Consider the following 24,941-nt stretch of genomic DNA (forward strand, 5'->3'; position numbering starts at 1 on the left):
GGGCCGCTCAGTTCGCGTCGCGGGCGATGGCTTCGCAGGCCAGCCCAAGCAGGCCGCCGAACGGGAGGCCCTGATGCAGCAGCCTAGCGGACACGAGCAGAACGCCGACCAGATCGCCTATTGGAACGGCCCAAGCGGGCAGCGCTGGGCCGATCGTCATGGGGCGCAGGAAACCTTGCTCGGACCTATTGCCGACGTGCTGATCGAGCACGCCAAGCCGAAGCCTGGCGAGCGTGTTCTCGACGTCGGCTGCGGCTCGGGTGCGACCACGGTCGCATTCGCGAAAGCCGTCGCGCCTGATGGTTTTGCGCTCGGCCTCGACGTCTCCGACCCGATGCTGTCGCAGGCGCATGCGTTTGCACCAAAGGGACTGCCGCTCGATTTCGTGCTGGCGGATGCGACGGTGCATCCGTTTGAGCCGGCGAGCTTTGATCTGCTCGCTTCACGCTTCGGCGTGATGTTCTTCGCCGATCCGATTGCGTCCTTCATCAACCTTCGCCGTGCGCTGAAGCCGACGGGGCGGCTCGCGTTCGCCTGCTGGCGCGAGCCGAAGGAAAACCCCTGGATGATGGCGCCGCTGATGGCGGTCTACAAGCACGTGCCGAAGATGCCGCCGGTCGGGCCGGAAGAGCCGGGCCCGTTCGCGTTCGCCTCCGAAGACCGCGTGATGCGCATCCTGAAAGGCGCCGGCTTCGTCGACGTGGCGATGGAGCCGCATGATCTTCCCATGGACATCGCCATTGGCGGCGGGCTCGATGCCGCCGTCGACGGTTCACTCCAGATCGGCCCCGCCAGCCGTGCGCTTCAGGGTCATCCGCCGGAGACGTACGCTGCGGCCAAGGCGTCGATCCGCGAGGCGCTTGCGCCGTTCCTGAGGGGGCAGAGCGTGGCGCTGCAGGGCGCGATCTGGATCGTGACGGCGCGGATGGGTCGGTGAGTCCTAAACCACATCATCCGGCGCCAGCGCGCAGCCATTGTCGGGATGCGTCTCGACCTGAAGCGTGGTGTGGCCGATGCGGAACGATATCTTCAGCAGCTGCGCCGTCTCCATCAGGAATGCATCAACAGTGCCGGCGGGCATCACGAGATGACAGGTCAGCGCGGTCTCGGTTGTGCTGATCGGCCAGACATGGAGGTCGTGGATCCCTGAGACGCCCGGCCGCGCCAGCAGGAACGCCTTGATCGCGGCGAGGTCGGTGCCCTTGGGCGCTGCCGCCATCGACATGTCGATGGAGCCGCGGAGCAGGCTGGTGGTGCCCCAGAGGATGCTGGCGCAGATGACGAGGCTGGTGACGGGATCGAGCCAAAGCCAGCCGGTCCAGATGATCAGCGCCGCCGAGACCACGACGCCGAGCGAGACCGCGGCATCGGCCGCCATGTGCAGATAAGCGCCCTCGATGTTGATGTCGTCCTTGCGGCCGCTCGCAAATAGCATGGCCGTAAAGCCGTTGATGAGGATGCCGATGCCGGCGACCACCATCACGGTGACGCCCGCGACCGGCTCCGGCTCGCGCAGCCGCAAAATCGCCTCCCAGCCGATCGCGCCGGTTGCGACCAGCAGGAACACCGCATTCGCGAGCGCCGCCAGAATGGTGGACGCGCGAAAGCCATAGGTGAAGCGGCCGCTCGGCACGCGCCGCGCCGCGATCGAGGCGCCCCAGGCCACGACCAAGCCGAGCACGTCGCTCAGATTGTGGCCGGCATCGGCGAGCAGCGCGGTGGAATTGCCGAGATAGCCGTAGACCGCCTCGGCCACGACCAGCGCGGTGTTGAGGGTGATTCCGATCGCAAACGCCTTGCCGAAATTGGCGGGCGCATGGACATGCGCGCGTCCATGACCATGGGAATGGCCGTGGTCGTGGCCATGATCGCCGTGATCATGGTGGTGATGACCGTGATGGTCGTGGCTGGCCAAACCTAGCGCTCCCCGGACGCTGCCAAATCAGGCGCCATTGTAGGCGTTTCGCCCGCGTCGTCACGCCGGAACAGCAAATAGAGGGCCGGCAGCACCAGCAATGTCAGCACGGTCGAGGAGATGATGCCGCCGATCACGACGGTCGCGAGCGGCCGCTGCACCTCGGCGCCGGCGCCGGTGGCAAGCGCCATCGGCACGAAGCCGAGCGAGGCGACCAGCGCGGTCATCAGCACCGGCCGCAGCCGCGTCAGCGCGCCCTCGCGCACGGCCTCCGCGATAGGGCGCCCCTCGCTGCGGAGACGCTCGATGAAAGCGATAATGACGAGGCCGTTGAGCACGGCGACGCCCGACAGCGCGATGAAGCCGACGCCGGCGCTGCGCTCTCCCGGGCCAGGGCAAACGGATTGCCGACGAGGCCTTCGATGGTCGCAACGCCGGCATGGAAGTTCTGCACGCCTCCTGCTCGCGCAGCCGCGCCTGGGCTACGCTGGCCTGCGCGTCGAGCACTTCGAGCAGGGTGAAGCGGCCCTGGCCGTAGCCCTGCGAGATCGCATCCGCAGCTTCAGTGGCCTTGGGGATCGCGGTCTCGCGCAGCACCGCAAACTCGCGCAGCGAGCCCTGCAGCGAGTCGTAAGCGCGGCCGGCGACCACGATCAGCGTGTTGCGGTTGGCCTCGCGCTCGACCCTGGTCTTGGCGAGGCTTTCCTGCGCCGAGAGTATGTTACCCTGGTTCTGGTCGAACACCGGGATCGGCACCGAGACGGTGAGGCGCACTGCGTCGTCATTGGTCTCGTTGAAGTGACGCCAGCCGGCGGCGATCCGCACGTCGGGATAAGGCCTCAGCCGCGCTATCAACAACTCGGCGTTTCGCTGCGCATAGACTGCGGTCCAACGTACGAGCTGCGGATTGGCATCGATGGCGGCGACGACGGACTGGAATGTCGGCGGCTTGCCCATGGTGTCGAGCCGGCCGGAGACCTCGCCGAATTTCGCAGCGGGATCGCCCATCAGCACAGCAAGCTCGCGGCGGGCGCTCGCCAGCGTCGCCTTGAAGCGCTCGCGATCGGCCTTCACCAGGGCGGAGGCGACTTCGGCGCGGCCGGATTCGGCCGGCGAGGAGGCGCCGGCCTCGACGCGGCGGCGCAGGAGCGGCGTCAGCTTGTCGATCGCTGCAATCTGCTCGTCGAGGATCTGGATGCGCCGCTGAGCACCGAGCACGCTGAGGAAGCCGATCGCGGTTTCCGACAGTACCTCCAGCCTGATCGCCTTGCGCTGAATTTGCGGCGACCTCGATGCCGGCTGCACCGGCAGCAATACGGGCATCGCGCTTGCCGAACAGCTCAAAGGCCTGGCTGATCTGGAGCGTGGTTTCGGCCGACTTGGTGCCGCGATAGATGCCGGAGCCGAACGAACTGTCCTGCTCATAGGACAGTTCCGGATTGAGCAGCGCGCCGGCCTGGATGCGCTGGCCCGTGGCGATGCCGACGTCGCGCTCCGCCGCCGTGAGGCGCGGGCTTGCGGCCAGCGCACGCGACAGCGCGGCGCGCATCGTCAGGGTCTGGGCGTGGGCGTGCTGCGTCAGCCAGGGGCTGACGAAAATCGCCATCGCGCACGCCAGGCGCGCGGCCGTTCGTCTGCAAGACATGAAGGTGACCTGTGAACAAAAGCATCGTGGGCGCACGCGGCGCCCGGCTGATCAGTTCAGGTCAGAAGTTTGGGGGGCGGGGAGTCCGTATCGGGCGCAATGCCAATCAGGGCAGGTGCGCGCTGCGCGACAGGCGCGGCAACGATGTGGGCCGCGGCTTCGGACTGCAGCAGCTGCGTGACTGCCACGGAGAAGCAGCCGTGGCAGTGATGGCCACCGATGGCCTTATGGTCATTATGACCGGCCGCACCGTCGTTGAGCACCGACGCGATCTCTGGGCCACCGGATGGGCTGGTCACATCGATATCGTGTGCGCCATGCAGCGCGCCCGACAGCAGGTACATCACCGCAACCAGCACAGCCACGAGCCCGCGCCAATTGCGCAGGGAGCAAAAGCTGTGGGGGCGGCGGATCGCGGTCACTGTTGCACTCAGGGTCCTGATCCGCCTGCCGTAGCATGGCGGTCGGAACAGTGTCGACCCGCAATAATGTTACCTGTGGGGAACTCGATGACGCACGCGCAAAACAGAATACGAAAAGACCCCAGCCCCGGGGCTGACCGGCTGAGGCCTTTCGTGCTCACAATCTTCATCCTTGGGACTTGAGCCTACAAGTCGCCTTCCGCGGGTTCGTTCCCGCTCGTCGCGAAAATTAGGAACGTTCGCCGGTCCCCCTCATTAGCGCCGCGGAGCATTTGAGGAGGATGGGACTATGGACGGACTGATCTATCTGATCGGCCTGATCGTGGTGATCATGGCGATCTTGTCGTTCTTCGGCCTGCGCTGAGAGAAAAGCTATGGCGATCGAAACTCTCGTGCGGGAAGACGTGATGGAAGGCGGCCTCATGGCCGCCGAGGAACGACGGAGCATCCAGTGGAGCTCCGTCATCGCCGGCGCTTTCGCGGCCGGCGCAATGTCGTTCATCCTGGTCAGCTTTGGCGTGGCCGTCGGCCTTGGCGTGAGCTCGGCCTCGCCGACCTGGCGTGATGCGTCGGCCGCGCTGGCACTGCTGTCGGGGCTGTATCTGATGATTCAGGCGATCGTCAGCTTCGGCTTCGGCGGTTACATCGCCGGCCGGACAGCACGACCGGCGCCTGCGCTGGCAACGATCGAGGATGACGGCGAGCGGCGCGACGGGCTTCATGGGCTGACGTCCTGGGCGCTCGCCGTGCTGATCGGCGCGACCCTGCTGGCGATCATCGGTGCGGCGGCGATCGACCGCTCGCCGATGCGAAGCTCGGCCGGGAATGCGACGTCGGCCGAGCCGCTGTTGAGCTACGAGCTGGACAAGCTGTTCCGTGCGCCGCGGCAGCCTCCCAACACAGATATGCGGGAAGCCCGTGCCGAAGCCGGGCGCATCCTGATGACGTCATCAAGCCATAGCGGCGTCGGCACCGATGATCGCGCCTATCTCGTGCAGCAGGTCGCCGCCTTGACGGGACTGTCTGCGCCGGATGCCGAGCGGCGGGTCGATGGGTCGATCGTCGCCTCCCAGACGGCGATCAACCGCGCTCGGCGCAATTCGGTGATCGTCGCCTTCTCGGTTGCGGCGGCGACCCTGATCGGTGCCGCCGTGGCGTGGGCCGCCGCCGTGGCCGGCGGCCGGCACCGCGATGGTGAGCCGCTGCCGAACTGGATGGCGAGCTCCAACCGCTTCCATCGTGGCCGGCGCGCCACGCCGGTGCCGTAACGGACGAGGCTTACGCCTTCTCCTCCCAGATCATCGCCAGATGCACGATGGTCTGGACCGCCTTTTCCATGTCCTGCCGGCTCACCCATTCCAGCCGCGAATGAAACGCGTGCTCGCCGGCAAAGATGTTGGGGCAGGGCAGGCCCATGAAGGAGAGGCGTGAGCCGTCGGTGCCACCGCGGATCGCGGTGCGCATCGGACGCAAGCCGGTGCGGCGGATCGCCTCGATGGCGTATTCGAGGATGTGCGGGTGGCGGTCGATCACCTGCTTCATGTTGCGGTACTGCTCGCGGATCTCGAACTTGTAGGTCGAGCGCGGAAAATCCTTCATCACATCCTTGACGATGGTCTCGAGCAGGACCTCCTTCTCCTTCAATCCTTCCTCGGTGAAGTCGCGCACGATGAAGGAAAGGGTCGCCTGTTCCAGCGCGCCTTCGATGCCGACCGGATGCAGGAAGCCTTGCTTGCCCGACGTCGTCTCGGGCGAGCAGCCTTCCTTGGGCAACCGCTCGACGATGGCCGCAGCGATCTTGATCGCGTGCTCCATCTTGCCCTTGGCATAGCCGGGATGGGCGCTGACGCCGGTGATGGTGATGGTGGCGCCGTCGGCCGAGAACGTTTCGTCCTCGACACTGCCGGCGCTCTCGCCATCCATGGTGTAGCCGAAATCGGCGCCGAGCTTCTTGATGTCGACATTGTCGACGCCGCGGCCGATCTCTTCGTCCGGCGTGAACAGGATCTTGATGGTGCCGTGCTTCACGTCGGGATTGTTGATGAAGAAATGCGCGGCATCCATGATCTCGGCGACGCCGGCCTTGTTGTCGGCTCCGAGCAGCGTGGTGCCGTCGGTGGTGATGATGTCATTGCCGATCTGGTTCTTCAGCGCGGGGTGCTCGGCGAAGCGGATCACCTGGGTCGTATCGCCCGGCAAGGTGATGTCGCCGCCGCGATAGTTCTTCACCATTTGCGGCTTCACGTCCTTGCCGGTGACGTCGGGCGAGGTATCCATGTGCGAGCAGAAGCAGATCACCGGCACCTTTTTTTCGGTGTTGGCCGGGATCGTTGCGTAGACATAGCCGTAATCGTCGAGATGGGCGTCCGCGACGCCCATGGCCTTCAGCTCGGTGACGAGAACGCGGCCAAGATCCTTCTGCTTCTCGGTCGAAGGCGAGGCCGGGGAATTCGGATCGGACTGGGTGTCGATGGTGACGTAGCGCAGGAAGCGCTCGGTCACGGTATGCGCGAAGGTCAGGGACATGTCTGATTAAACCGCCGGGGCTTTCAGGAGCAGGTCTTTTGAGAGCAGCTCTTTTGGGAGCAGTTCTTGGGAAGCAACCGGTATACCAGAAAAGCGGGCCGCGTTGCGGCCGGACGAAGGCGGATCAGACTTCACGAAAAGTAGCGTCAGATCGCCTCTTTCAGTTCCTTAACCGGGCGGAACGCGACCTTCTTGCTGGCCTTGATGTGGATCGCCTCGCCGGTGGCGGGATTGCGGCCGGTGCGGGCGGCGCGCTTGCGAACCTGGAGGATGCCGAGCCCGACGATGCGGACGCGGTCGCCCTTCTTGAGGTGCTTGGTGATCAGATCGACCATGTCGGTCAAGACGGCCTCGGCGTGCTTCTTGTAGAGGCCCTGACTCTCCGCGATGTCGGCCGCGAGTTGCTTGAGAGTGATCGTGGCGGGAGCAGCTGCCTTCTTCGCCATATCTGGCCTCCTCGGGTATCGCGCGGAAGCTTGCAGGGCTCCCAAACTGCCAAGTTCCCGAAGGCCTAGACGATTCGAGATGGGATTGACTACGCCGGCCAGCGGAGTGGGTTTCGCGTGATTTGTCAGGGAATCCACGCGTTCCCGCCAGCCCCGGACGAACGCAACGCGCGAGATTCGACGCAGGCGTCGTCAATCAGGCTGAGGACGTACTGCTAAGTTTTTGAAGATGCTACCAAAAATGGCGCGAGAGACGGGGCTCGAACCCGCGACCTCCGGCGTGACAGGCCGGCGCTTTTCAACCGCTCACCACGCTTGATCAAGCTGCGATTCGACTCCGGGCCCCCAAACGCCCAAAGCAAGACCCCCGATTCGACTCGGGGTTTTTGAAGGGTGGGCGCCAGGAGTCGAAACGATCTGACAGTCATTTCCGGGCTCCATCCTTGGCAACGCGCAGCACCGAGCGACCGCGCGTGCGGGCTTCGTCGGCGAGCCTGACGACGGCGGTCTGGGCCGGCAGATAGGTCGCCTGCAGCTCGCGGCTCTCGTCGATCGTGTTGGCCATCTTTGCGGCCAGTGCGGCCGGATCGACCTTGCCGGCGACAGCCTCGAGCGCACCGGAGCGGCGGAAATCCGAGACCTTCCTGGTCTCGCCGGGAAACTCGGCGACGCGCACCACCCGGAAATCCTTCGACAGGGTATCCTTGGTGTACATCGCCGGCGGCCGCGGCCGGCCACCCTTCGGGCCGGTCCCGCTGCCGCGGGTATGGAAGATCGGCTTGCTGGGATGCAGCTCGAAAGGCAGCTGCTTGATGTACCATCTCAGCAGGATCCGCGTCCGTGACGATAGCGTGCCGATCGCGCCCTTACCGCTCTTGGTGCGGTCGACGTCGAAAACCGGTCCCTGGGCATCCGGATAGAGCTTCGCGGTCGTCAGCGATCGCACGTCGACGGGCGAGAACTGCGTATCCCAGCAGACTGCCAGCGCGGCGGCGAGTCCGTAGTACTCCATGCGGATCGCACGCTTCACCAGGCGCACGGCATCGTCGTAGAGCCAGACCGCATCGCGGGCCTTTGGCGTTTGCCGGCGGATGCCGAGCGATGGATCCTTGCCCTCGACATAGCGCTCGCCATCCTCGCGCTTGAGCACGGACAGCACGCCATAGAGCGCGCGCCAGATCTTCATCGCGCGATGTGCCTCACGCACGCCGACGCCGCCTTCCTCACGCGGCGCGAGCAGTCCGGGAATTTTCGGATCGTCCGGATCGCCCCCATACCAGAGATCGAGATCCTCGAAAGAGATCGTGCGCGCGTCGACGTCGCCGAAAACGGGCTCGATGTACTTCCAGCCGCGCAGCCAGTCCTCGCGCGTGCGCGGCTTCTTTTTTTCCCAGGTCGCAGTGCCGCGAAATCGCGCAAAGCCTTCACCGACACTGTTGGGCGGGTAGATGCGCTCCTGCGAGGCCATGACGATGATCGGTTTGCCCTTCTCATCAATCTCGCCGCGCTTGTACCTCGCGAAGGTTTCGTCCCAGCGTGCATTCCAGCCCTCGGCAATCGCCCAGGCGGAAGGTCCGTCCTGGCCGCAGTCGACCAGCGCGAAGCCGAGCTTCGCCATCAATGTCGGTTCGATCTCGCCAGATTTCTTACTGCGACGCGCGAGGCAGGGCGCCCAGTAGCCCCATTTCTTGGTGCCAGGTGCGTCTCCTCCGCGTGTCACGTAGTAGCGGATATTCACCTTACCCATCCCGAGCCCCAGCCAGCCTTGCGCGAACGACGTCACGAGCGTCGCGCGCGGTGCTGACCGGAGTCAAATTGGGGCGGAAGATCTGTGGATGACGCGCCCGACGCCACGTGTCGATCGCGTCGAGGTCGTAGTTGCCCGTGGTCGGGTCGGGAGGCGGAAACCCGCGCTGGAGCAGCTCGGGCAGCTTCTCGTTAAACTGCGCCAGGGACAGCCAGATTCGGCGCGCAGCGACTTCGGGCGGACAGTCTCCGCCTGGCGGAAGATGAAAGCGCATGCTGCTCATCGCGTGCGCCCTTCCAGCTTGTCGGCCACCTCGAGCAGGCGCCGGCGGACACGCGCGAGAGCTTCCGCGTTTGCCGGCGGGCAGCGGCAAAGCTGCATTTCGATTCGCGCGGCGACGATGCGGCACCATTGGATCCTGCGGACCAGGCGACCGACCTCTGTGACCTCGAGCCCGATCATGATGCCCGATCCTCGCGGGTCCAGCGCAGGCGCTCCTGTTGCAGCTTCAGCTCGTTGAGCAGCGTTTCAGCGTGGCGGATGGCCTGCTCGAGAGAGTGCGCGCGATAGCCTTCCGGCTTCGACGAATGAGCCGCAGTGATCACATGCCTGGTGATCATAGGCGTAAGCCGCATAGTGGCGGCCACCGCCGCGGCGAGGGCTTCGGGCCGGCTCATAGCTCGAAGCCTGCAAGGCAACGAACGCAATAGCCGGAGTTCTCCTCAAGGAAGAGGAGCTGATGAAGTGCCGGCGTCTCCGAAACGGGGCATTGCTCCTGGCTGAAAAGGCGTGCCTCGCACGCGGAGCAAACCGGAGGATCGTGCGAGATCCAGAAGCAACCGCCGGGACAAGCCCGGTCGTCGGTGCAGCCGCAGAACTTACAGGCGAGGCCGGCGGTGCGCGGGCGCGTGTTCAGCTCGACAGGATCATAGCGCATCTGATCCTCCCGGAATAACGCGAAGGGTGGAGCGGGCAGGACGATTTGATACGCCATCTCCGGAAGCGGGAAGCAGCCGGCGCTCTTCTTGAGCTATACCCGCGTAAAGCCCGGGCCTCGGTTGCCCGAGAATGACCAGGTCGTGATAGATCGCCTCGAACTCGGCCTGAGGACGGACGAGCTCGGCGTGGACCTGCATTGCCTGGCGCTCGAGCCAGGACGGCAGAAGCCCGCCGCGATGGTGGAGCAGCTGATAGAGCGCGAGCACTGTCGCCGCCGCGCGCTCCATCACCATTTCGTGCTGGACCACTTCGTCCATGGCGCGGCGGTGGCCGCCGGCGGCTTCGCCGCATTCGCTGCACACGATGCTCATGGGGGCAATACCCTGATGCCCTTGGGCGCGTTGGCGGCGATCCAGCGGATCCAGTCGGCAAGCTTCTTCTCAGCGACCAGCTGGTTCGGCGCTTCGGGGACACCGGGCACAAGCAGGTGCTCTGTCCCAGGGATCTTGGTGCGCCGGCCGCCGACCACATGCGACTTGTAGCCGTGCCGCGCCTTGGCACTGATGAAGTCCCGAAGCTCCTTTTCAGGCCCGCGGGCGATGATGATGGTGCCTGGCGGGATGCGTGAGCCGAACGAGATCCAGCCTGACGCGTAGCAATAGGCGCGGATCATGCGCGCCTCCGCGTGTCCGCCCAGTCGCGCCCTGCCGGCGTGATAGTGCCCTTGGCTAAGTCGACGACGGCACCGCTGGCGAGACGAATGCCGCAAACTACGTCGACCAGGCGGTAATTATTGTTGTTGCCGCGCAGCTGATAGTAGTTGTCTTCTACGAGGCGCACCTCGAACCATTGGTTCGGCGGCGTCTGGCCCCAATATTTGCTGGACCGCTTGATGCGGGCGACGAGTTGCTGCTCTCCGCTCACGGCTGCACCTCGAGCGGCTCGGAAAAATCCTCGACCTCGACAAAGTAGCGATCGCGCTGCAGCTGCTTGTGCGCTTGCGCGAGGGTGGTGCGCGGCACGATGCCGCCGCCGATCCGCGCCTTCCATGGCGAGCGGCGGCCGCAGCGCATCGGGTTGCGGCCGAGGCCGGGACCCGAAATGTTGAGGTGCCGATCGCGCTTGCGCTTGACGCGCGCGACCATCGGCGTGTCGACCTTGTTGTTGTGCTCCTGGTTGCACTTGCGGTGGCCGACGCCAACGCGATTGCCGCCGAGCGCCTTCGGTACGGCGATATGGCACTCGTCCCACGCCTGGTCCGGCGTGACGGGCAGATCGCAGTGCGGGCAGATCGGGTGCTCGCCGCGGCCATCGATGTGAGCTGTGAACTGCTCGCGGGAAAACAGACGCTCCCGCGCTTTTTTTCCGAATTGATATTTGTACGCCATGGCTTCCCCTCATGAGCGTTGTTGAAAATGCGCGGGCCGAACTCCGGATGAACCCTGAGGCTGGATAGGGCCAGTTCGGCCCGCGCGATCGCCGGACGCCTACGAATGGCCGGCGAAGTCTCGGAAGGGACCGGCAGCGAAGCATCACGCTGCAACCAAACCGCAGAACCTACCTGCCGCCGGCCACCCGACTCGCGTCGGACGCCTAGGAACATGATCTCGAAAATCGGGATCGTCAATCGCAAATATCTCGAAAATCGGGATAAGCGAGCCAAACGAGAAAGTCGCAATTTCTCCCTGTGCAACTCATGGATTTTGGGCCATCATCGCCAATCATTAAAAACAGCAACAACTTTAATGACTTGGGGTGCGCCAATGACTGGGGTGCCGACGCCATCGCATTGGCGTCAGGCGATGGCGATCGCGGCGCAAATGCCACCTGATGAAGCGGATGCCTTGCTAGTGCTGGACTGTGTCGAGGAGATTTTGCGGCTGAGCTTCGGGTCGCCGCCTACGGCACCGGTGGATCCGGACGACGGTCAGCTGCTTCGTTTTCCCGGGGGGTCAAGCAGTCCTAGGCGCCGCGCCACGTCGAGCGGCAGGCCGTCTGGCTTTCCAAAATAGAGGTAGTCCAACGTCATACCCGGGATGCGGCGCACGATCTGCAGCGCGACCGGAAGGCTGAGGCGCGCGCCATTCTCGAATGGGTTGTACGTCTGGACCGGAATGTCGAGAAAGCGCGCAAAGGCCGCGGCTTCGGTGTAGCCGTAAGCTGCGCGAAGCGCCTTCAGGCGCCCGGTCTGTCCTGGAATTGCCTCAACACGCTGCGGACGCGCGGTCGGTCGACCGGTCTTCACCATGGGGCCGGAAAATGCCGCACGGACAGATTCGGGGCTATCGAGCGTTTCCATTGCGTTGATCTTCTCAAAAATCGGGATTATCGATTGGGGCATGCCAAAGCCCGAATCGAGACAGTTGAAGACTGCCACCGAGGTGATCGACGCGTTGGGCCAAGCCCGCGTGAGCGAGCTGACCGGCAAAACCTACAAGCAGGTGTGGGCGTGGCGCGCCGATGGCGCCTTTCCCGCGCGCTATTTCCTGGCGATGTGGTCCGAGCTCGTCGCGCAGGGCTACTCCGCTCCGCCGGGCCTGTGGGGGCAGACGATCTCGCGCAACAAGGAAGTGGTGCTGACGCTGCTCGCCCGGAAGTTGAGGGCTGCGTAATGGAATCGCGGTGGTTCATACGCGGGAGTCATCACGGCTGACGGCACAGAGTCGAATCGGGCGCAAGGCCCGCGCGTCCCTGTGGAAAACTTTTTCCGCGTTTTGTGTGTTGCGTTGCGTTTTCTCCTCTATCCCTCCAAGTGGCTGAGTCCGCAATGAAACTGCTGCGCGATCGTTGGCGGCGCACCGCCTTCCATCGATATTTCGCTGATCTTCCCGTCGTCGACCGGGTGACGTTCTACGTGGTGGTTGCGCTCATCCTCGCCGCGGCCACGGCCTTTACAGCGCTCGCTCGCACGCCGGCCGCGACAGATCTCTTCACGGCGCCGCCGTTCGCATTGCGGTTCGCATCGCGGTGACAGACCGACCTGTCCCAGATGCCAAAGCCTTCACCGCCGCCAAGCTCGCACTGGCGGATATCGTTCGCCATGACGGAGCGCTGTCGGCCTCGTCCAGGTTGATCGGCGCCGAGATCTGCTCGCTCGCCAACGAGCGCACCGGCTACTCATGGGCGTCGGAGCGATACCTCGCCGAGAAACTCTCGGTCGCCGACCGCACCATTAAGCGCGCGATCGTTGCGCTGAAGGCCGCCGGCTACATCGAGGTGACGAAGGCCGGCCGCAACAACCGCTACCGTCCGCTGTTTGGCGCGCTCGAAAAGGGGACAAAATGTCCCCTATCTGAGGCCGATAGGGGACACCAGAGTCCCCTTTCCGACGAAAACAGGGGACAAAAAGAGCCGCAACAGGGGACATTTTCGCCCGAAAATAGGGGACAAAAAGGCCCTCCTATCTCTTTAGAGATCTCTTTAGGGATCTCTTCGCGCCCGCCCGCGAGCGCCGGCGGCGCCGGGCCGACGGCATCCTCGCCCGATTTCGATCTCGGTCTGCCGGGCGTGGCCTTGCGGCAGCGTCTCGGCGACGACGTCTTCCGCTCCTGGCTCGGCAGGGTGGGCTTTGCGGGGGTGGTCGGGGACGAGCTCGTGCTCACGGCGCCAACCCGATTTGTGGCCCAGCACCTCTCAAACAACTTCGAGACGGCCATCGTCGCGGCATTCCGGGTCGCCTATGCGTCCGTTGCCCGGTTGAGGGTGGAAGTGGCCCCCCAGGCCGTCACCGCGCTCAGGGGCGCTCGCAAGGGCCCTGAGGACCCTGATGCCCGATGGCTCGTCGACATCGGCATCGCGACGGTCGCCGAGCGCATGCGGCTGCCGCGCGACCGGGCGGATCGACTGCTGGTCGGCTGGCTGAAGCGCTCCGGTCGAGACGCCGCGGGCCTACGGCGGATCATCGAGGAGGCGTCCGCGCAGGATCTCGTCGAGGCCCAGTTCGCCAACGTGCTCAAGCAGCGAACCAAGGCGCTGCTTTTTTCCGATCAGGTCGCCATGGAATTCCTTCGGCGGCCGCAAGCCGTCAAGCGGAGGGTTTCGTGAAGGCCACCATCACCAGCACCGATCGCATCGTCGAGATCTCGGACCCGCAGGGGCGCCCGGCGCTTGCGCGCGTCTGGGAGGGTGAGACCGAGGCCGGCATCGTCTTCACGGCCTATATCACGCAGGTGCAGGTGCGGGCCGGCCAGCGGCGCGAGGCCGAATTCAACCGCGACCTGGTGAAGAGCGGAGCGCCGTCGGCGGAGACGATCAAGGCGATCGAGCTGCGCTACGTCGTTTAAGGGAGGCTTCCGTGTGTGAAACTGTAGGACACTACCAGACCAGAGCGAAGGATGCCGCGGTAGACGCGTCCGGGACGGCCGAACAGGCGCTCGCAGATATGATCCACCAGGATCTCGGCGTCGTAGTCGATCCCGAGCGGCTTCGCCGGTTCATCCGGTCACGCTGGAGCCGGGTGCAGCGCCTGGCGCACCGGGTTCACGAGACCTAAGGCGCCGCTCGAACCCCGTACACCAACCGATTGCAATTCCGGCGATTTTCCCCACTTATGCGATGGGCGGGGAGGGGCTGATGCCATCGCGGAAGATGAGGGCCGGCGAGATCGGCTACGTCCGCATGCGGGTGCTCGTGGCCGCCTCGGATGCCTTCCAGGTGCTGATCGACAACGGCGCCACCATGGCGCTCACTGTATGGGTCCCTTCCGCGGAGTGCGCCCGGCACGAGGACATTGACGAGCTGAGACCGCCGCGGCACGCAAACCCTCGCCACATCGAACGTTAACGGATTGCAGACGCCTTCCGGCTAACCCTTCGGAAACAAGGGGTTATGTGCATGCGTTCCCACCCCGGTTCATTCGACCTTTCATTTTTGCCGCCCCGGGGGATTCGCCTGGGCAACGGCATGCTCCAGCTTCCGCGCGGCTGCATCGTCGAGCTCGAGGGCGGCCTTGTGCGGCTGCTCGGCCCATCCAGGGAAGCCGTTTTTGATGACGCGGCGACGCTGGTCGCCGGGTTTCACGTGAATCGCCCGCTCGCGATCGGCGCCATCCTGCACACGCCCTCGCGGCCGTCCGGCTTCGATCGCTGGCACATCATCGCCGGCGCCGAGGTCGCTTTCGCGCCTGGCGGCATCGACCCGTATTTTCCCCACCAGGTGTTTTGATGCAGGAACGCAGCCGCCGCGAGCCCGCCCAAGGCTTTAATCACCGCACGCCAGCCGTGAAGCGGCTCACCACCAGCTTTGACGACACCACGTTCGCAGAGATCCGCGAGCTCGCGGTGGCACAGCAGACCAGCGCGGCCGACCAGGTCCGCCAGCTCGTGGAATTCGGTCTCGAGACGCTGAAGCGCGCGAAGGAAGCGACGCCTGGTGTTTGATCCACGGACCTGCAAGATCGGCGATCCAGCCGGCTTCGTGAAGATCTCGCGGCCGATGCCGTTGCACTTGGCTGGGCCGTTGTTCTGGCACATCGTGCGGGCGCTTCCGCGCCGAACGCACCTGGCGGTGAGGAAGATGGAAGCGATCGGGCTCAAGCCCTATTTGCCGGTCCAGCACCGCTCGATCCCGGCCGGGCGCCGGCGCAAACGAGAGGTCGAAGAGCCGCTTCTCGGCGATCGCGTGTTTGTCCAGCTTCCGCTGACCGTTGAAGCGTTCTGGCGCGTGCGCGAGCTTCACGAGGTCGACGACTTCCTGATGATGATGGACGGTCTCAAGCCTGCGCTGGTGCCGGACCATGTCATCGAGATCATCCGCGAGGTCGAGGCGATCAAGGATCGCAAATACCGCAAGAAGCTCGCGAAGAAAGAGGAGAGCCCGTACCACCGCGGGCGCCAAGTGTGGGCCGACATCATGACGCGCCGCCTACTCGGCACGATCGAAGGGCTCGATGCGCGCGGGCGGATCGAGGTGAGCCTTGAGAGCGAAGTTTTCGGCCGGCGTAGCTGGCCGATCGAGCCGCACCTCGTTCGCTTCATCGACGTTTAACCATGCCCGACGGATTCGCCCGAGTTGTGAATCACCCTCGATTTCAGCGGCCGTATTCTCTTCGGGCAGTGTGAACGCGGCGCCAGCGCCGCGGGCGAACGCATCGAACTTGTTGCAAGGGACGTGTGGTCGCGCGGCAGTAGCCGTCACGAAGACCGATCTCGCGAGAGATTGGCTACGCGCGAAGCGTGCTTGAGCAGGGGGTGCGATGTAATGTCGTTCAGCGTTGAGTTTTACGCACGATCGCGCCTTCACGCGAAGCGCCAGCTCGAGGTTCACAAGTCCTCGCTGCCGGCGCCCGTTTTTGCTTTTCTGTCCTCGGCAATCGACAACATCCAGCCTGCGAAGGACGCGCAGCGCGCGATCTTCGTGAAGGCCACCGGCCATCTCTGCGAAGGAGGTACCTGGTCGCCGCACTCCAGCGCGACGATCGAAGTCAAGCCGATCGACATTCCGGACTGATGGATATCGAGGACGCGATCGAGGCCGCGGCCGGCGATCGCAACGCCCAGATTTCTGCAGATCCATGCCGTTCCCGATCGGCCAGGCTCGCCACGGCTCGTGCTCGATCGACAATTGCCGCCTTCCTGGACGTGGTGCCCGACGACATGACCGTGTTCGAGCTCAAGGAGCTGCTCGAGCGCGGCAACTGAACTTGCGGCGGCCTGGCGCGACCAGGACGCGTCACCGGCTCGAGACCGGGCGCGGCCAGCGGTGGACAGCTCGATTCTGAAAGCCGGATACCGGTCGGCTCTGCCGCTGCAGCGGAAAACCCGACCCGCGAGGTGCTTCATGGCGGACCATATCTGGCACCCGCACCGCTGCACCTGCATGGCGTGCGGCCTCACGGTCGAGGGCCTGCTCAACAAGCCGGACGCAAAGTGCAGCGGCAGGCTGCAGTTTCGCGAGATCCTCGATTGCCGGCCCTCGGGCCCGCGCTGGATCTGCGAGCCGATCGACGTTACCCGTCCTGTGTCAAGCTGGGGTAGATGACCTCCCGCGAGATCGTCGACCCGATGGCCTCGGTGCGGGCCTATCTCGCCGCCTCGAGTTCGAGTAGCACCAGGCGAGCCTATGCCTCGGACTGGGCCGACTTCACCACCTGGTGCAGCCAGATCCTCGAGCAGCCTCTGCCGGCCCTCCCGGAAACCATTGCCCGCTACCTGGCGCAGCTCGCCGACGGCGGCAGCAAGACATCCACCATCCAGCGGCGCATCGCCGCGCTCGCTGCGGCCCACCGGGCTGCAGGCTTCGATCCGCCGCCCACCAGCGCAGAAGGCGTTAGGGCCACGATGCGCGGCATCCGCCGCACGCTCGGCGCCAGGCAGACCAGGAAAGCTCCGACCACGGCCGAGCTGCTCGGCCGTGTGCTTCACAACTTGCCAAAGACCCTGCAGGGCTTGCGCGATCGGGCGATTCTGCTTGTCAGTTTTGCCGCCGCGCTGCGCAGATCCGAGCTAGTCGCTTTACATGTGCATCACATCGAGCGCCGCCCCCGCGGCATTGTGATTCACATCGCCGGATCCAAGACCGACCAGGAAGGGAAGGGTGAGCAGCTCCCGGTACCGAACGGCCGCCAGCTGCGCCCGGTCGATGCCCTCGATGCCTGGCTCGAGGCTGCCGGCATCACCGAGGGGCCGATCTTCCGGGAAATCGATCGGCACGGAAAGGTGGGGTTAACCCCACTTTCAGGGCGCTCGATCGCGCGGATCGTAAAGCGGGCCGTCAAGGCCTGCGGACTGGATGAGAGCATTTTCTCCGGCCATTCGATGCGCGCCGGCTTCGTCACCACGGCGCTCGCCGACAAGCAGGATCCGCTGAAGGTCGCGAAGATCTCGCGGCACAAGAAGATCGACACGCTTCGCATCTACGACCGCAAGGAAGCGGATTTCGACGATCACGCCGGCGGGGGGTTTCTGTAGATGGATGCCATCGGCGACATTACGCAGGCCTTGATGGAGAGAGGCGCGACCGCGCCAGCGGCGCCTGCGCCACCGCCCGCTGCGTCCCCCGTCCAGCCGCCGGAGGACTTCCAGGAGACGATCGCCGGAATTCGGCAGAACTACCCGACGCTGGCGCCCTATCTCGAGAAGCTCGCCATCCAGAGGGGCACTCCGAACGGGCCGAACGATGACAGGCAGCTGGAATTTTACCAGCCGTGGGAATCGGACAACCCGAATCCGGGAAAGCTGACCACGGAGCTTTACAACAAGTCTCTCGGCGGCCAGGACCTGCAGGAGACGATCGCCGGCGATATGCTCCACCACCTTGGCAGCGTGGATCCTGCGACAGGACAGCCGGTTGATCCCAAATGGATGGCGATGAAGCAGCAGTTGATCGCCTCGCGCGGCACGCCTCAGACGCTCATGGACGCCGGCGCCTACCAGCAAGAGAAGGCTAATCCGGCCTACGAGACCGCGCCGTACGACCAGTGGATGCAGAACAACAGAGCCGACGCCTATATCCGCGGGGCACTTTTCCCGCGTCAAAACCCGGAATGGCAAGAGCCGGGGATTTATAGCCCCGCGATGCAGGCGATCGCATCGCAGATGCGCGACTACTTGGCGAACAAATCGCCGGCTGGTGTCCGATAACAGCTCTTAACGGACACCAGAACTTGCACCGCCGAATCGGCCGTGATTCCTTCCTCGAGCGGGTGATTTGCCCGCGGCAACAGAGGAGGCCTCATGGCCACGACAGCGACGAAGCGGAAAACCGCGAAGGCGGCGAAGCCGAAGCGGCCCGCCAAGACGGCAGCTCGCCGGCAGACGCCGGCGCAATCGCGCAAACGTTAGATCCCATCGCCTGGTTGGGTTGAAGGGGCCGCCGATCGGCGGCCTCTCTCATTGTGAGGAGCTACATGCAGCAACCCTCTAAGATCGAAATCCCGCTTTCCGCGGTGGTGGCGATCGCCGGCACCGGGAACGACTTCGCAGCGGTGCTCGAGCAGCACCGCGCTGCGCTCGAGGCGCACCGCCACGGCAAGCCAGGCGCGCCAGCGCCGGTGCATCATGACCTGGTCGACACGCTGATCCAGCGAGTCCCAGACACCAATCCGGACGTTGCGGCGCGCAAACCCGATCAGTTCGTCATTGCGCCTTACGCGATCGTTGATGATACGCCGGTCGACCCGGCTCTGCAGCACACGCTCGACACGCTGCGAAAGACCATTTCCGGCTGATATTCCGAAATACCGCCGCCGGCGGACAGGGAGCGCGTGCTCAGACCACGCGGGACCGCATGATTTCTGCTAAGAATGCTGAAAAGCCGCTCAAAAACGCCAAACACGAGGCAGTTTTGCAGGCTTACGTCGCAGATCCGCAGCGTGTTGGCTTCAAGGCCTATCTCGTTGTTTATCCAAAGTCTTCGGACGCCGCGGCGAAGACCGGCTTCAGCAGATTGCTCAAGAATGCTGACTTTGCGAGACGGCTGCGCACACTTGCCGACCGCGTGACGGAGAAAGTCGTCGAGCGCGCCGTCATTACCACCGAGCAGGTGCTCGAGGAGCTGGCCAAGATCGGCTTCGCCAATATGGCGGACTACTCGGCCGTGACTCGGCTGGATCTCTCGGATATCACCCGCGAGCAGGCAGCCGCGATCTCTTCGGTCGCGATCGAGATCCCTCTCGACGGTGATGTTGAGGAGCAACTCGAGCCGCAGGCGCAAGGCGGCGAGCTGCGGCGGCGGCGGGGTCGCGATGCCTACAAGGTGACGTTCAAGCTCCACGACAAGCGCGCGGCTCTGGTCGATATCGGCACGCACCTCGGCATGTTCGAGAAGAAGCTCAAGGTGGACGCCAAGCTCGAGCTGGTGCCTGTCGTGAACCTGAATGCCAGCGGCCGAAGTAAGCGCTGAAGACGCCGAGCTGGATCTCGAGCTCCATCCCAAGCAGGAGCTCGCCTTCAATTCCGAAGCGACCGAGATCCTGTACGGAGGCGCCGCCGGCGGAGGAAAGTCGCACCTGATGCGCGTCGCCGCGGTCATCTGGTGCACGCTGATCGCGGGCCTGCAGGTCTACTTCTTCCGGCGCCTGCGCGACGATCTGATCAAGAACCATATGGAAGGCCCGAACGGCTTTCGCGCGATGCTCTCCGGCTGGGAGCGCTGCGGCTTCGTCCGGATCATCGAGGACGAGATCAGGTTCTGGAACGGCTCGAAGATCTATCTCTGCCACTGCAAGGACGAGAAACACCGCTTCAAATATCAGGGCGCCGAAATCCACGTTCTGATCATTGACGAGCTGACGCACTTTACCGAGGTCATTTACCGCTTCCTGCGCAACCGCGTGCGCATGGTCGGCCTGGCCGACAAGCTGCCGGCGGCGCTGAAGGGGAAGTTTCCGCGGATCCTGTGCGGTGCGAATCCCGGTGGCCTCGGCCATCAGTTCGTCAAGGCGACCTTCATCGACGGCGCTATTCCTTTAGAGGCATATCGAGCGGTCAAAAGCGAAGGCGGCATGATCCGCCAGTACATCCCGGCCAGGCTCGAGGACAATCCGTCCATGACCGAGCAGGATCCCGGCTACGAGGACCGGCTCAACGGTCTCGGATCCGAGGCGCTCGTCAAGGCGATGCGTGACGGCGACTGGGACATCATCGAGGGCGCGTTCTTCGACTGCTTTGAGAAGCGCCGGCACGTCGTCAGGCCGTTCGTGATCCCGGCGACCTGGTTGCGCTTCAGGGCGGGCGACTGGGGCTCCGCAAAGCCTTTCGCATTCGGCTGGTACGCGGTCGTCGGTGACGACTTCCTGACGCCGGACAAGCGGCTCCTGCCGCGCGGCTGCCTGGTCAAGTACCGCGAGTACTATGGTGTGAAGACGGACAGCGAGGGGAAGTTCAAGCCGGACGTCGGCCTCAAGATGTCGGCCCGCGAGGTCGGCATCGAGGTCCGCAAGCTCGAGGACGGTGACAACATCGCCTACGGCAAGCTCGACCCGGCCGCGTTCGCCCACAATGGCGGCCCGTCGATCGCCGAGATGATGCAGGCCGACGGCAGGGGCGTCACGTTCGACGAAGCCGATAACAAGCGCGTTGCCGCGCGCGGCGCCATGGGTGGCTGGGACCAGGTCCGCGATCGGCTCAAGGGCAACGAAGACGGGCTTCCGATGCTCGTGTTCTTCGAGACCTGCGTTCACACCATCCGGACGCTGCCGGCGCTGCAGCACGATGAGGCCAAGCCCGAGGACCTGGACACCACCCAGGAAGATCACGCGGCCGACGAGACGCGATACGCCTGCATGTCGCGGCCGTGGATCCGCAAGCCGCCCGAAGATGCCAAACCCAAGCCTGGCCCCGGCCAGGTGCCGCTCCCGCTGCCTCCGGTGGCCTCGAGCGGAGTGAGGATCCGCGTTTGATGGCTGATTACGACGATGACCAGGACGAACAGGCGCAGGATCCCGTCTCCAAGGCGGTGATCGAGCGTGATGGCAAGTCGTCGCGCAACTGGTTGAAGCTGATCGACGAAGCTCAGTCGACCTATCAGACTTGGCAGGACAAGTCGGATTCGATCGACAAGCTGTTCGCCAACCTCGAGCAGCTCGCGAATGTCGGCCGCGATCGGCAATTCCAGCTGTTCTGGGCCAATGTCAGCGTGCTGGCGCCGGCGATGTATTCGCGGCCGCCCGTGCCGGTGGTGATCCCGCGCTTCAAGGACCGGCGCGCGCTGCCCAGGCAGGCCTCCGAGCTGCTCGAGCGCGCCTCGATCGTCAACTCCGAGCTCGAGGACCTGCACGACGTCCTCAAGCAAATCCGTGATGACCTGGCGCTGAACGGTCGCGGCGTGCCCTGGCTGCGCTACGAGGCGACCGGGAGGGGCAAGGACTTCAAGGAGCGGGTCTGCATCGAGCACAAGGACCGCAAGGACTGGCTTTGCGAGCCCGCGCGGAAGTGGAAGGAAGTCGACTGGGTCGCGAGCCGCGGCTGGATGACGCGCAGCGAGATGCGCAAGCGGTTCAAGAAGACGTCCGGAGACGCGTATAAGGACGCCGTCTTCGCTCGCCGGCGCGAGGACAAGGAAGTCGACGACGGCCGCAAGAAGGCCGGCGTCTGGGAGCTCTGGAGCAAGTCGCAGAACAAGGTTGTCTGGGTCGCCGATGGCGTCGAGGTTGTGCTGGATGAAGGCGCGCCGCACCTGACGCTCGATGGCTTCTTCCCGTGCCCGCGACCGGCCTATGGCACGCTGCAGCGGCGCACGCTGATCCCGGTGCCGGATTTCCTCTACTACAAAGACCAGCTCGAGGAGATCAACGAGACCACCGCGCGCATCGCCGCGCTGCAGCCATCGCTGAAGGTCAAGGGCTTCTATCCTGGCGGCGCCGGCGACCTGTCCGATGCGATCGAGGCGGCCGTCAACGCAGTGTCGGACAACCAGGTCCTCGTGCCGGTGGCCAACTGGGCGCTGCTCGGTAATGGCTCCGCGAAAGACACCATCGTCTGGCTGCCGCTCGAGCAGGTCGTTACCGCGATCAAGGAGCTGGTGGCGCTGCGCAAGCAGATGATCGACGACGTCTACCAGATCACTGGCCTGTCGGACATCATGCGCGGTGAGACCGAGGCCTCCGAGACGCTCGGCGCGCAACAGCTCAAGAGCCAATACGGCTCAATCCGGATCAGCGATCGCCGGGACGAGATGGTGCGCATTGCGCGCGACGTGATCCGGATCGCGGCCGAGATCATGTCGGAGAACTTCTCGCAGAAGACGTTCCTCGAGATGACGCAGCTCGAGGTGCCAACCGAAGCGCAGATGGCCGAGCAGGCCAAGCCGCTGCAGGCCCAGCTCGTCCAGGTCCAGCGCGAGCTCGCCCAGGCGCAGTCGGACCCTGAAACCCGCGCCTATGCGCAACAGAACCCCCAGGCCGCGCAGCAGATCCTCGGCCAGGCGCAACAGCACATCGCCCAGATCCAGGGGCAGCTGCAGAAGCTCTCCCAGGTGCCGACGATCGAGAAGATCATGGCCCTGCTTCGCGAGCAGAAGCTACGCCCGTATGTGCTCGACATCGAGACCAACTCGACGATCGAGCCGGACGAGAACGCGCAGAAGCAGCGCGCCACCGAGTTCACGACCGCGATCGGCGGTTTTCTCAAGGAAGCTCTCCCGCTGGTGCAGACGATGCCTCAGGCGGCGCCGCTCGCGGCCGAGACGCTCAAGTATGTTGCCAGCCAGTTCCGGGCAGGGCGCAGCCTCGAGGCGGTGATCGACGAGTTCGCCGATCAGATGGCGCAGATGGCCAGCCAGCCGAAGCCGCCGGATCCGAAGCAGGCGCAGGAAGCCGCTGCCGCGCAAGTCGCTGCCCAGAAGGCGCAGGCCGATGCGCAGGCCACCCAGGCCGATGCGGCCGAGCGCTCGGCGAAAGCCCAGGCCATGGTCGCCGAGGCGCAGGCCAAGACACTCCAGGCGCAGTCCGATGGCGCCGATGCCGAGCAGGAGCGGAAGACCCGCCTTCAGGAGGCCGCTGACGCGGCGGAAGCGCGCCGCATTGAGCGTGCTGGCAAGATCGCCACCACGAACAAGCAGATCGAGCTCATGACCGCGCAGGGCGCGCGCGACCAGGCCAAGGACGAGCTGACGCTCAAGAAGAGCGCGCTCGAGATAGATCTGATGAACGCCAAGATCGACCAGGCCAAGATGCCGCCGCCGGCGCCGCCCGCGGCCGCGGCCTGATCCAAACACAGCCAAACAGAAGGACGCATCACGATGGCAGTTGCTCGCGCTGATACCCTTTGCCGTGCCGGCATTCCGGCCGCGCTCGCGATCGAGATCGATCGGCAGCTCACCGCCGGCGGACCGAATGCGATTCGCGGTCCGCTTCACCACCTCGGCGTGCCGCCGAACCAGGCGGCCGAGCTCGTCAGCCAGATCAACGCCGGCGCCGTGAGCGCGCACAAGCTTTGTCTGGCGGGATGGAATCCCGAGGTCGCACGCATCATCAAGACGGCGAGCGGGATCTGATCGATGGCTTGGCCGATCGTTCCAGTTCCCGCCAAGGGCGTTCCTGTCACTGACGCTACAGCGACTGGCCTGGGAACGCCGGTTGAAGAAGCCGCCAACGGTTTCGGTGTGGCTGTCACCTTCGTGGAGAGCGCCGGTATTCCGGTTGTCGGCGGCGCGGGATCGTTCGGCGATTTTCTGCTCGGCTTCGACGGCCAGATCGTTCTCGGCTTCGAGCAGGCCAACCTCTACGGGAGGAAGTGATGTCGCGGATCATCAACCCGCTGCGGGACGTGTGGCAGCAGGACAACCTCATCAACCTGCGCAAGTTCACGAACCAGCTCCTCTCCGGCACGGCGACGCGCAATGGTGTGCTCGAGATCTGGGGCTCGAGTGTCGATCGCGGCGTCGACGAGACCGCGTTGCCCTACAACTCGCAATACAACAACTCGATCGCGCAGTGGCTTGCGCGGCTGATGGATGCCCGCGGAATCCCCGCAGCTTCGAATAGTCTGTTCGGCTCCGGTACCACGACCTTCGCCGATCTGGCGGCGCGCGACGCTCGGTTCTCGAACGCTCCGGGCAGCCTCATCTTGGGCAGCAGTTCATTGCCTGGCGGTAACGGCTTTCAGATGTCGGCCGCCTCCGGCTTCGGGCTCAACTTTCCCGGGAATACGAATGCTGCCGATGTCTGGTGGATAGACAATGCGGCGGGCCGAAGCTTCAACGTCAACTTCGACGCCGGCGCGAACACGAACATCCCCACCACCGGGGTAGCTAGATATGCAAAAACGACGGTCACCGCTGGGGCCGTCGCGGTCCACGCGATCAATCTGGCTTGGGTTGCTGGCGGGGTCGTGGTTGCCGGCGTCGACGCCTATGACAACACCCGCAAGCAATTTCTCATCCGCAACGTCGCGTGCGCCGGGTTCACTACCGCCGCCTGTGTCAGTGAAAACGGCTCGCCCGGCGGCGGCCGTTTAACCTGGTTGGACACGGCGAAGCCTGACGCCGCCGGCGGCACGCTGGGGCTGACCAACAATTGGCGCAATAGCCTAGGTCCCGCAGCTAGCTATGCAGACATGACCACATGGGTTCAGCGGGCGCTCGCGAACGGGACAACCTGTCCGTTCTTGGTCACGCCGCCCTACGACGGCGGCACTGGCACTGGCGACACCGCCAATCAGGACCTCTACGTCGCGCAGATGTGGCGCGTCGGTTACGAGAACAAGGTCCCTGTCATTCCTTGGCGCGAGTCCACCCGCAGCTTTGCGATTGCCACTGCCGGCGGCTTCCTCGGCGATAACACCCATCTCACCGCCTACAACGGCGCCGTCGACGCCGCGCGGATGATCAAAGCCTGTCTTTTTCCGGACTGAACGAGGCCGCG

37 protein-coding genes and 2 pseudogenes are annotated in these 24,941 nt (G+C 64.8%); 23 read left to right on the forward strand and 16 right to left on the reverse strand.

Annotated elements, in window-relative coordinates:
* Positions 1-73: 73 nt before the first annotated feature.
* Positions 74-937 (forward strand): class I SAM-dependent methyltransferase, encoded by an 864-nt coding sequence (locus JJC00_RS18585; protein ID WP_200474153.1) that lies wholly within the window; start codon positions 74-76, stop codon positions 935-937.
* A 3-nt stretch (positions 938-940) separates the two neighbouring features.
* On the opposite strand, the gene JJC00_RS18590 is transcribed toward JJC00_RS18585, so the two are convergent.
* The 4 genes and pseudogenes from JJC00_RS18590 to JJC00_RS18605 all read right to left on the reverse strand — a co-directional run bounded on the left by JJC00_RS18590 (position 941) and on the right by JJC00_RS18605 (position 3,982).
* Positions 941-1,915, reverse strand: coding sequence for a cation diffusion facilitator family transporter (locus tag JJC00_RS18590; RefSeq protein WP_200473904.1), 975 nt, complete (start codon positions 1,913-1,915; stop codon positions 941-943).
* 2 nt (positions 1,916-1,917) lie between these two features.
* A pseudogene (locus tag JJC00_RS18595) lies at positions 1,918-2,292 on the reverse strand (efflux RND transporter permease subunit); the annotation flags it as partial.
* Positions 2,292-3,560, reverse strand: a pseudogene (gene ihpA, locus JJC00_RS18600) (divalent metal ion exporter subunit IhpA); the annotation flags it as partial. The pseudogenes ihpA and JJC00_RS18595, both read right to left, overlap by 1 nt.
* A gap of 56 nt (positions 3,561-3,616) precedes the next feature.
* On the reverse strand, positions 3,617-3,982 hold the full coding sequence (locus tag JJC00_RS18605) for a hypothetical protein (RefSeq protein WP_433996512.1): 366 nt from the start codon (positions 3,980-3,982) through the stop codon (positions 3,617-3,619).
* Between the two features lie 374 nt (positions 3,983-4,356).
* Between JJC00_RS18605 and JJC00_RS18610 the strand changes: the two genes are divergently transcribed.
* Positions 4,357-5,250, forward strand: coding sequence for a hypothetical protein (locus tag JJC00_RS18610; protein WP_200473905.1), 894 nt, complete (start codon positions 4,357-4,359; stop codon positions 5,248-5,250).
* Between the two features lie 10 nt (positions 5,251-5,260).
* On the opposite strand, the gene pepT is transcribed toward JJC00_RS18610, so the two are convergent.
* The 12 genes from pepT to JJC00_RS18665 form a co-directional block, all read right to left on the reverse strand.
* On the reverse strand, positions 5,261-6,508 hold the full coding sequence (pepT, locus tag JJC00_RS18615) for a peptidase T (protein WP_200473906.1): 1,248 nt from the start codon (positions 6,506-6,508) through the stop codon (positions 5,261-5,263).
* Positions 6,509-6,654: 146 nt separating this feature from the next.
* Positions 6,655-6,954, reverse strand: a complete 300-nt coding sequence (locus JJC00_RS18620) for an HU family DNA-binding protein (protein WP_200473907.1) — start codon at positions 6,952-6,954, stop codon at positions 6,655-6,657.
* A 424-nt stretch (positions 6,955-7,378) separates the two neighbouring features.
* Positions 7,379-8,701: a hypothetical protein gene (locus tag JJC00_RS18625; RefSeq protein ID WP_200473908.1), complete on the reverse strand. Its 1,323-nt coding sequence runs from the start codon at positions 8,699-8,701 to the stop codon at positions 7,379-7,381.
* Complete coding sequence (locus JJC00_RS37700) at positions 8,694-8,984, reverse strand: hypothetical protein (RefSeq protein ID WP_210347360.1); 291 nt, start codon at positions 8,982-8,984, stop codon at positions 8,694-8,696. The genes JJC00_RS18625 and JJC00_RS37700 overlap by 8 nt, the downstream gene beginning before the upstream one ends.
* Positions 8,981-9,163 carry a hypothetical protein gene (locus JJC00_RS18630; RefSeq protein ID WP_200473909.1) on the reverse strand — a complete coding sequence of 61 codons (183 nt, stop codon included), beginning with the start codon at positions 9,161-9,163 and terminating at the stop codon, positions 8,981-8,983. The genes JJC00_RS37700 and JJC00_RS18630 overlap by 4 nt, the downstream gene beginning before the upstream one ends.
* Positions 9,160-9,378 (reverse strand): hypothetical protein, encoded by a 219-nt coding sequence (locus JJC00_RS18635; protein WP_200473910.1) that lies wholly within the window; start codon positions 9,376-9,378, stop codon positions 9,160-9,162. Before JJC00_RS18635 ends, JJC00_RS18630 begins: the two co-directional genes overlap by 4 nt.
* Positions 9,375-9,638, reverse strand: coding sequence for a hypothetical protein (locus JJC00_RS18640; protein WP_200473911.1), 264 nt, complete (start codon positions 9,636-9,638; stop codon positions 9,375-9,377). The genes JJC00_RS18635 and JJC00_RS18640 overlap by 4 nt, the downstream gene beginning before the upstream one ends.
* Entirely contained in the window at positions 9,628-10,011 is a 384-nt protein-coding gene (locus JJC00_RS18645) for a hypothetical protein (RefSeq protein WP_200473912.1), read from the reverse strand. The genes JJC00_RS18640 and JJC00_RS18645 overlap by 11 nt, the downstream gene beginning before the upstream one ends.
* Positions 10,008-10,313 carry a hypothetical protein gene (locus tag JJC00_RS18650; RefSeq protein ID WP_200473913.1) on the reverse strand — a complete coding sequence of 102 codons (306 nt, stop codon included), beginning with the start codon at positions 10,311-10,313 and terminating at the stop codon, positions 10,008-10,010. Before JJC00_RS18650 ends, JJC00_RS18645 begins: the two co-directional genes overlap by 4 nt.
* Positions 10,310-10,564: a hypothetical protein gene (locus JJC00_RS18655; RefSeq protein WP_200473914.1), complete on the reverse strand. Its 255-nt coding sequence runs from the start codon at positions 10,562-10,564 to the stop codon at positions 10,310-10,312. The genes JJC00_RS18650 and JJC00_RS18655 overlap by 4 nt, the downstream gene beginning before the upstream one ends.
* On the reverse strand, positions 10,561-11,028 hold the full coding sequence (locus tag JJC00_RS18660; protein WP_200473915.1) for a hypothetical protein: 468 nt from the start codon (positions 11,026-11,028) through the stop codon (positions 10,561-10,563). Before JJC00_RS18660 ends, JJC00_RS18655 begins: the two co-directional genes overlap by 4 nt.
* Positions 11,029-11,567: 539 nt before the next feature.
* Positions 11,568-11,939 carry a helix-turn-helix transcriptional regulator gene (locus tag JJC00_RS18665; RefSeq protein WP_200473916.1) on the reverse strand — a complete coding sequence of 124 codons (372 nt, stop codon included), beginning with the start codon at positions 11,937-11,939 and terminating at the stop codon, positions 11,568-11,570.
* A gap of 40 nt (positions 11,940-11,979) precedes the next feature.
* Between JJC00_RS18665 and JJC00_RS18670 the strand changes: the two genes are divergently transcribed.
* The 21 genes from JJC00_RS18670 (at position 11,980) to JJC00_RS18770 (ending at position 24,930) form a co-directional block, all read left to right on the forward strand.
* Positions 11,980-12,252, forward strand: coding sequence for a hypothetical protein (locus JJC00_RS18670; RefSeq protein WP_200473917.1), 273 nt, complete (start codon positions 11,980-11,982; stop codon positions 12,250-12,252).
* A gap of 155 nt (positions 12,253-12,407) precedes the next feature.
* Positions 12,408-12,611: a hypothetical protein gene (locus JJC00_RS18675; protein WP_200473918.1), complete on the forward strand. Its 204-nt coding sequence runs from the start codon at positions 12,408-12,410 to the stop codon at positions 12,609-12,611.
* A gap of 98 nt (positions 12,612-12,709) precedes the next feature.
* Positions 12,710-13,684, forward strand: coding sequence for a helix-turn-helix domain-containing protein (locus JJC00_RS18680; protein WP_200473919.1), 975 nt, complete (start codon positions 12,710-12,712; stop codon positions 13,682-13,684).
* Positions 13,681-13,923: a hypothetical protein gene (locus tag JJC00_RS18685; RefSeq protein ID WP_200473920.1), complete on the forward strand. Its 243-nt coding sequence runs from the start codon at positions 13,681-13,683 to the stop codon at positions 13,921-13,923. Before JJC00_RS18680 ends, JJC00_RS18685 begins: the two co-directional genes overlap by 4 nt.
* Before the next feature lie 11 nt (positions 13,924-13,934).
* Complete coding sequence (locus JJC00_RS18690) at positions 13,935-14,132, forward strand: hypothetical protein (RefSeq protein WP_200473921.1); 198 nt, start codon at positions 13,935-13,937, stop codon at positions 14,130-14,132.
* Positions 14,133-14,212: 80 nt separating this feature from the next.
* Positions 14,213-14,422, forward strand: coding sequence for a hypothetical protein (locus tag JJC00_RS18695; RefSeq protein ID WP_200473922.1), 210 nt, complete (start codon positions 14,213-14,215; stop codon positions 14,420-14,422).
* A gap of 120 nt (positions 14,423-14,542) precedes the next feature.
* The gene (locus tag JJC00_RS18700) at positions 14,543-14,803 is read left to right on the forward strand and encodes a hypothetical protein (protein WP_200473923.1); all 261 of its coding nucleotides are present in this window, start codon (positions 14,543-14,545) and stop codon (positions 14,801-14,803) included.
* Entirely contained in the window at positions 14,803-15,018 is a 216-nt protein-coding gene (locus JJC00_RS18705) for a hypothetical protein (protein ID WP_200473924.1), read from the forward strand. The genes JJC00_RS18700 and JJC00_RS18705 overlap by 1 nt, the downstream gene beginning before the upstream one ends.
* The gene (locus tag JJC00_RS18710; protein WP_200473925.1) at positions 15,011-15,625 is read left to right on the forward strand and encodes a transcription termination/antitermination NusG family protein; all 615 of its coding nucleotides are present in this window, start codon (positions 15,011-15,013) and stop codon (positions 15,623-15,625) included. The genes JJC00_RS18705 and JJC00_RS18710 overlap by 8 nt, the downstream gene beginning before the upstream one ends.
* A gap of 213 nt (positions 15,626-15,838) precedes the next feature.
* Positions 15,839-16,087: a hypothetical protein gene (locus tag JJC00_RS18715; protein ID WP_200473926.1), complete on the forward strand. Its 249-nt coding sequence runs from the start codon at positions 15,839-15,841 to the stop codon at positions 16,085-16,087.
* The gene (locus JJC00_RS18720; RefSeq protein ID WP_200473927.1) at positions 16,087-16,278 is read left to right on the forward strand and encodes a hypothetical protein; all 192 of its coding nucleotides are present in this window, start codon (positions 16,087-16,089) and stop codon (positions 16,276-16,278) included. Before JJC00_RS18715 ends, JJC00_RS18720 begins: the two co-directional genes overlap by 1 nt.
* A gap of 139 nt (positions 16,279-16,417) precedes the next feature.
* Positions 16,418-16,618, forward strand: a complete 201-nt coding sequence (locus tag JJC00_RS18725) for a hypothetical protein (protein WP_200473928.1) — start codon at positions 16,418-16,420, stop codon at positions 16,616-16,618.
* Entirely contained in the window at positions 16,615-17,547 is a 933-nt protein-coding gene (locus JJC00_RS18730; protein ID WP_200473929.1) for a site-specific integrase, read from the forward strand. The genes JJC00_RS18725 and JJC00_RS18730 overlap by 4 nt, the downstream gene beginning before the upstream one ends.
* Positions 17,548-18,219, forward strand: a complete 672-nt coding sequence (locus JJC00_RS18735) for a hypothetical protein (RefSeq protein WP_200473930.1) — start codon at positions 17,548-17,550, stop codon at positions 18,217-18,219.
* A 266-nt stretch (positions 18,220-18,485) separates the two neighbouring features.
* Positions 18,486-18,806: a hypothetical protein gene (locus JJC00_RS18740; protein ID WP_200473931.1), complete on the forward strand. Its 321-nt coding sequence runs from the start codon at positions 18,486-18,488 to the stop codon at positions 18,804-18,806.
* 59 nt (positions 18,807-18,865) lie between these two features.
* Positions 18,866-19,480 carry a terminase small subunit gene (locus JJC00_RS18745; RefSeq protein ID WP_200473932.1) on the forward strand — a complete coding sequence of 205 codons (615 nt, stop codon included), beginning with the start codon at positions 18,866-18,868 and terminating at the stop codon, positions 19,478-19,480.
* Positions 19,455-20,978 (forward strand): terminase family protein, encoded by a 1,524-nt coding sequence (locus JJC00_RS18750; RefSeq protein WP_200473933.1) that lies wholly within the window; start codon positions 19,455-19,457, stop codon positions 20,976-20,978. The genes JJC00_RS18745 and JJC00_RS18750 overlap by 26 nt, the downstream gene beginning before the upstream one ends.
* The gene (locus tag JJC00_RS18755) at positions 20,978-23,284 is read left to right on the forward strand and encodes a hypothetical protein (protein ID WP_200473934.1); all 2,307 of its coding nucleotides are present in this window, start codon (positions 20,978-20,980) and stop codon (positions 23,282-23,284) included. Before JJC00_RS18750 ends, JJC00_RS18755 begins: the two co-directional genes overlap by 1 nt.
* A 33-nt stretch (positions 23,285-23,317) precedes the next feature.
* Positions 23,318-23,572, forward strand: a complete 255-nt coding sequence (locus JJC00_RS18760) for a hypothetical protein (protein WP_200467479.1) — start codon at positions 23,318-23,320, stop codon at positions 23,570-23,572.
* 3 nt (positions 23,573-23,575) lie between these two features.
* A complete protein-coding gene (locus JJC00_RS18765) occupies positions 23,576-23,815 on the forward strand; it encodes a hypothetical protein (protein WP_200467480.1) in 240 nt (79 codons plus the stop codon).
* Positions 23,815-24,930, forward strand: a complete 1,116-nt coding sequence (locus JJC00_RS18770) for a hypothetical protein (protein WP_200467481.1) — start codon at positions 23,815-23,817, stop codon at positions 24,928-24,930. Before JJC00_RS18765 ends, JJC00_RS18770 begins: the two co-directional genes overlap by 1 nt.
* The last annotated feature ends 11 nt before the right edge of the window (positions 24,931-24,941 follow it).

It is taken from the genome of Bradyrhizobium diazoefficiens (assembly GCF_016616885.1).
Lineage (GTDB): Bacteria > Pseudomonadota > Alphaproteobacteria > Rhizobiales > Xanthobacteraceae > Bradyrhizobium > Bradyrhizobium diazoefficiens_F.

What these genes read in the sequence shown, in the direction of transcription:
- JJC00_RS18585 (WP_200474153.1), top strand. Translation starts at nt 74, where the DNA reads ATGCAGCAGCCTAGCGGACACGAGCAGAACGCCGACCAGATCGCCTAT.
- JJC00_RS18610 (WP_200473905.1), top strand. Translation starts at nt 4,357, where the DNA reads ATGGCGATCGAAACTCTCGTGCGGGAAGACGTGATGGAAGGCGGCCTC.
- pepT (WP_200473906.1), bottom strand. Translation starts at nt 6,508, where the DNA reads ATGTCCCTGACCTTCGCGCATACCGTGACCGAGCGCTTCCTGCGCTAC.
- JJC00_RS18620 (WP_200473907.1), bottom strand. Translation starts at nt 6,954, where the DNA reads ATGGCGAAGAAGGCAGCTGCTCCCGCCACGATCACTCTCAAGCAACTC.
- JJC00_RS18625 (WP_200473908.1), bottom strand. Translation starts at nt 8,701, where the DNA reads ATGGGTAAGGTGAATATCCGCTACTACGTGACACGCGGAGGAGACGCA.
- JJC00_RS37700 (WP_210347360.1), bottom strand. Translation starts at nt 8,984, where the DNA reads ATGAGCAGCATGCGCTTTCATCTTCCGCCAGGCGGAGACTGTCCGCCC.
- JJC00_RS18630 (WP_200473909.1), bottom strand. Translation starts at nt 9,163, where the DNA reads ATGATCGGGCTCGAGGTCACAGAGGTCGGTCGCCTGGTCCGCAGGATC.
- JJC00_RS18635 (WP_200473910.1), bottom strand. Translation starts at nt 9,378, where the DNA reads ATGAGCCGGCCCGAAGCCCTCGCCGCGGCGGTGGCCGCCACTATGCGG.
- JJC00_RS18640 (WP_200473911.1), bottom strand. Translation starts at nt 9,638, where the DNA reads ATGCGCTATGATCCTGTCGAGCTGAACACGCGCCCGCGCACCGCCGGC.
- JJC00_RS18645 (WP_200473912.1), bottom strand. Translation starts at nt 10,011, where the DNA reads ATGAGCATCGTGTGCAGCGAATGCGGCGAAGCCGCCGGCGGCCACCGC.
- JJC00_RS18650 (WP_200473913.1), bottom strand. Translation starts at nt 10,313, where the DNA reads ATGATCCGCGCCTATTGCTACGCGTCAGGCTGGATCTCGTTCGGCTCA.
- JJC00_RS18660 (WP_200473915.1), bottom strand. Translation starts at nt 11,028, where the DNA reads ATGGCGTACAAATATCAATTCGGAAAAAAAGCGCGGGAGCGTCTGTTT.
- JJC00_RS18665 (WP_200473916.1), bottom strand. Translation starts at nt 11,939, where the DNA reads ATGGAAACGCTCGATAGCCCCGAATCTGTCCGTGCGGCATTTTCCGGC.
- JJC00_RS18670 (WP_200473917.1), top strand. Translation starts at nt 11,980, where the DNA reads ATGCCAAAGCCCGAATCGAGACAGTTGAAGACTGCCACCGAGGTGATC.
- JJC00_RS18675 (WP_200473918.1), top strand. Translation starts at nt 12,408, where the DNA reads ATGAAACTGCTGCGCGATCGTTGGCGGCGCACCGCCTTCCATCGATAT.
- JJC00_RS18695 (WP_200473922.1), top strand. Translation starts at nt 14,213, where the DNA reads ATGCCATCGCGGAAGATGAGGGCCGGCGAGATCGGCTACGTCCGCATG.
- JJC00_RS18700 (WP_200473923.1), top strand. Translation starts at nt 14,543, where the DNA reads ATGCTCCAGCTTCCGCGCGGCTGCATCGTCGAGCTCGAGGGCGGCCTT.
- JJC00_RS18705 (WP_200473924.1), top strand. Translation starts at nt 14,803, where the DNA reads ATGCAGGAACGCAGCCGCCGCGAGCCCGCCCAAGGCTTTAATCACCGC.
- JJC00_RS18715 (WP_200473926.1), top strand. Translation starts at nt 15,839, where the DNA reads ATGTCGTTCAGCGTTGAGTTTTACGCACGATCGCGCCTTCACGCGAAG.
- JJC00_RS18720 (WP_200473927.1), top strand. Translation starts at nt 16,087, where the DNA reads ATGGATATCGAGGACGCGATCGAGGCCGCGGCCGGCGATCGCAACGCC.
- JJC00_RS18725 (WP_200473928.1), top strand. Translation starts at nt 16,418, where the DNA reads ATGGCGGACCATATCTGGCACCCGCACCGCTGCACCTGCATGGCGTGC.
- JJC00_RS18730 (WP_200473929.1), top strand. Translation starts at nt 16,615, where the DNA reads ATGACCTCCCGCGAGATCGTCGACCCGATGGCCTCGGTGCGGGCCTAT.
- JJC00_RS18735 (WP_200473930.1), top strand. Translation starts at nt 17,548, where the DNA reads ATGGATGCCATCGGCGACATTACGCAGGCCTTGATGGAGAGAGGCGCG.
- JJC00_RS18740 (WP_200473931.1), top strand. Translation starts at nt 18,486, where the DNA reads ATGCAGCAACCCTCTAAGATCGAAATCCCGCTTTCCGCGGTGGTGGCG.
- JJC00_RS18745 (WP_200473932.1), top strand. Translation starts at nt 18,866, where the DNA reads ATGATTTCTGCTAAGAATGCTGAAAAGCCGCTCAAAAACGCCAAACAC.
- JJC00_RS18750 (WP_200473933.1), top strand. Translation starts at nt 19,455, where the DNA reads ATGCCAGCGGCCGAAGTAAGCGCTGAAGACGCCGAGCTGGATCTCGAG.
- JJC00_RS18755 (WP_200473934.1), top strand. Translation starts at nt 20,978, where the DNA reads ATGGCTGATTACGACGATGACCAGGACGAACAGGCGCAGGATCCCGTC.
- JJC00_RS18760 (WP_200467479.1), top strand. Translation starts at nt 23,318, where the DNA reads ATGGCAGTTGCTCGCGCTGATACCCTTTGCCGTGCCGGCATTCCGGCC.
- JJC00_RS18765 (WP_200467480.1), top strand. Translation starts at nt 23,576, where the DNA reads ATGGCTTGGCCGATCGTTCCAGTTCCCGCCAAGGGCGTTCCTGTCACT.
- JJC00_RS18770 (WP_200467481.1), top strand. Translation starts at nt 23,815, where the DNA reads ATGTCGCGGATCATCAACCCGCTGCGGGACGTGTGGCAGCAGGACAAC.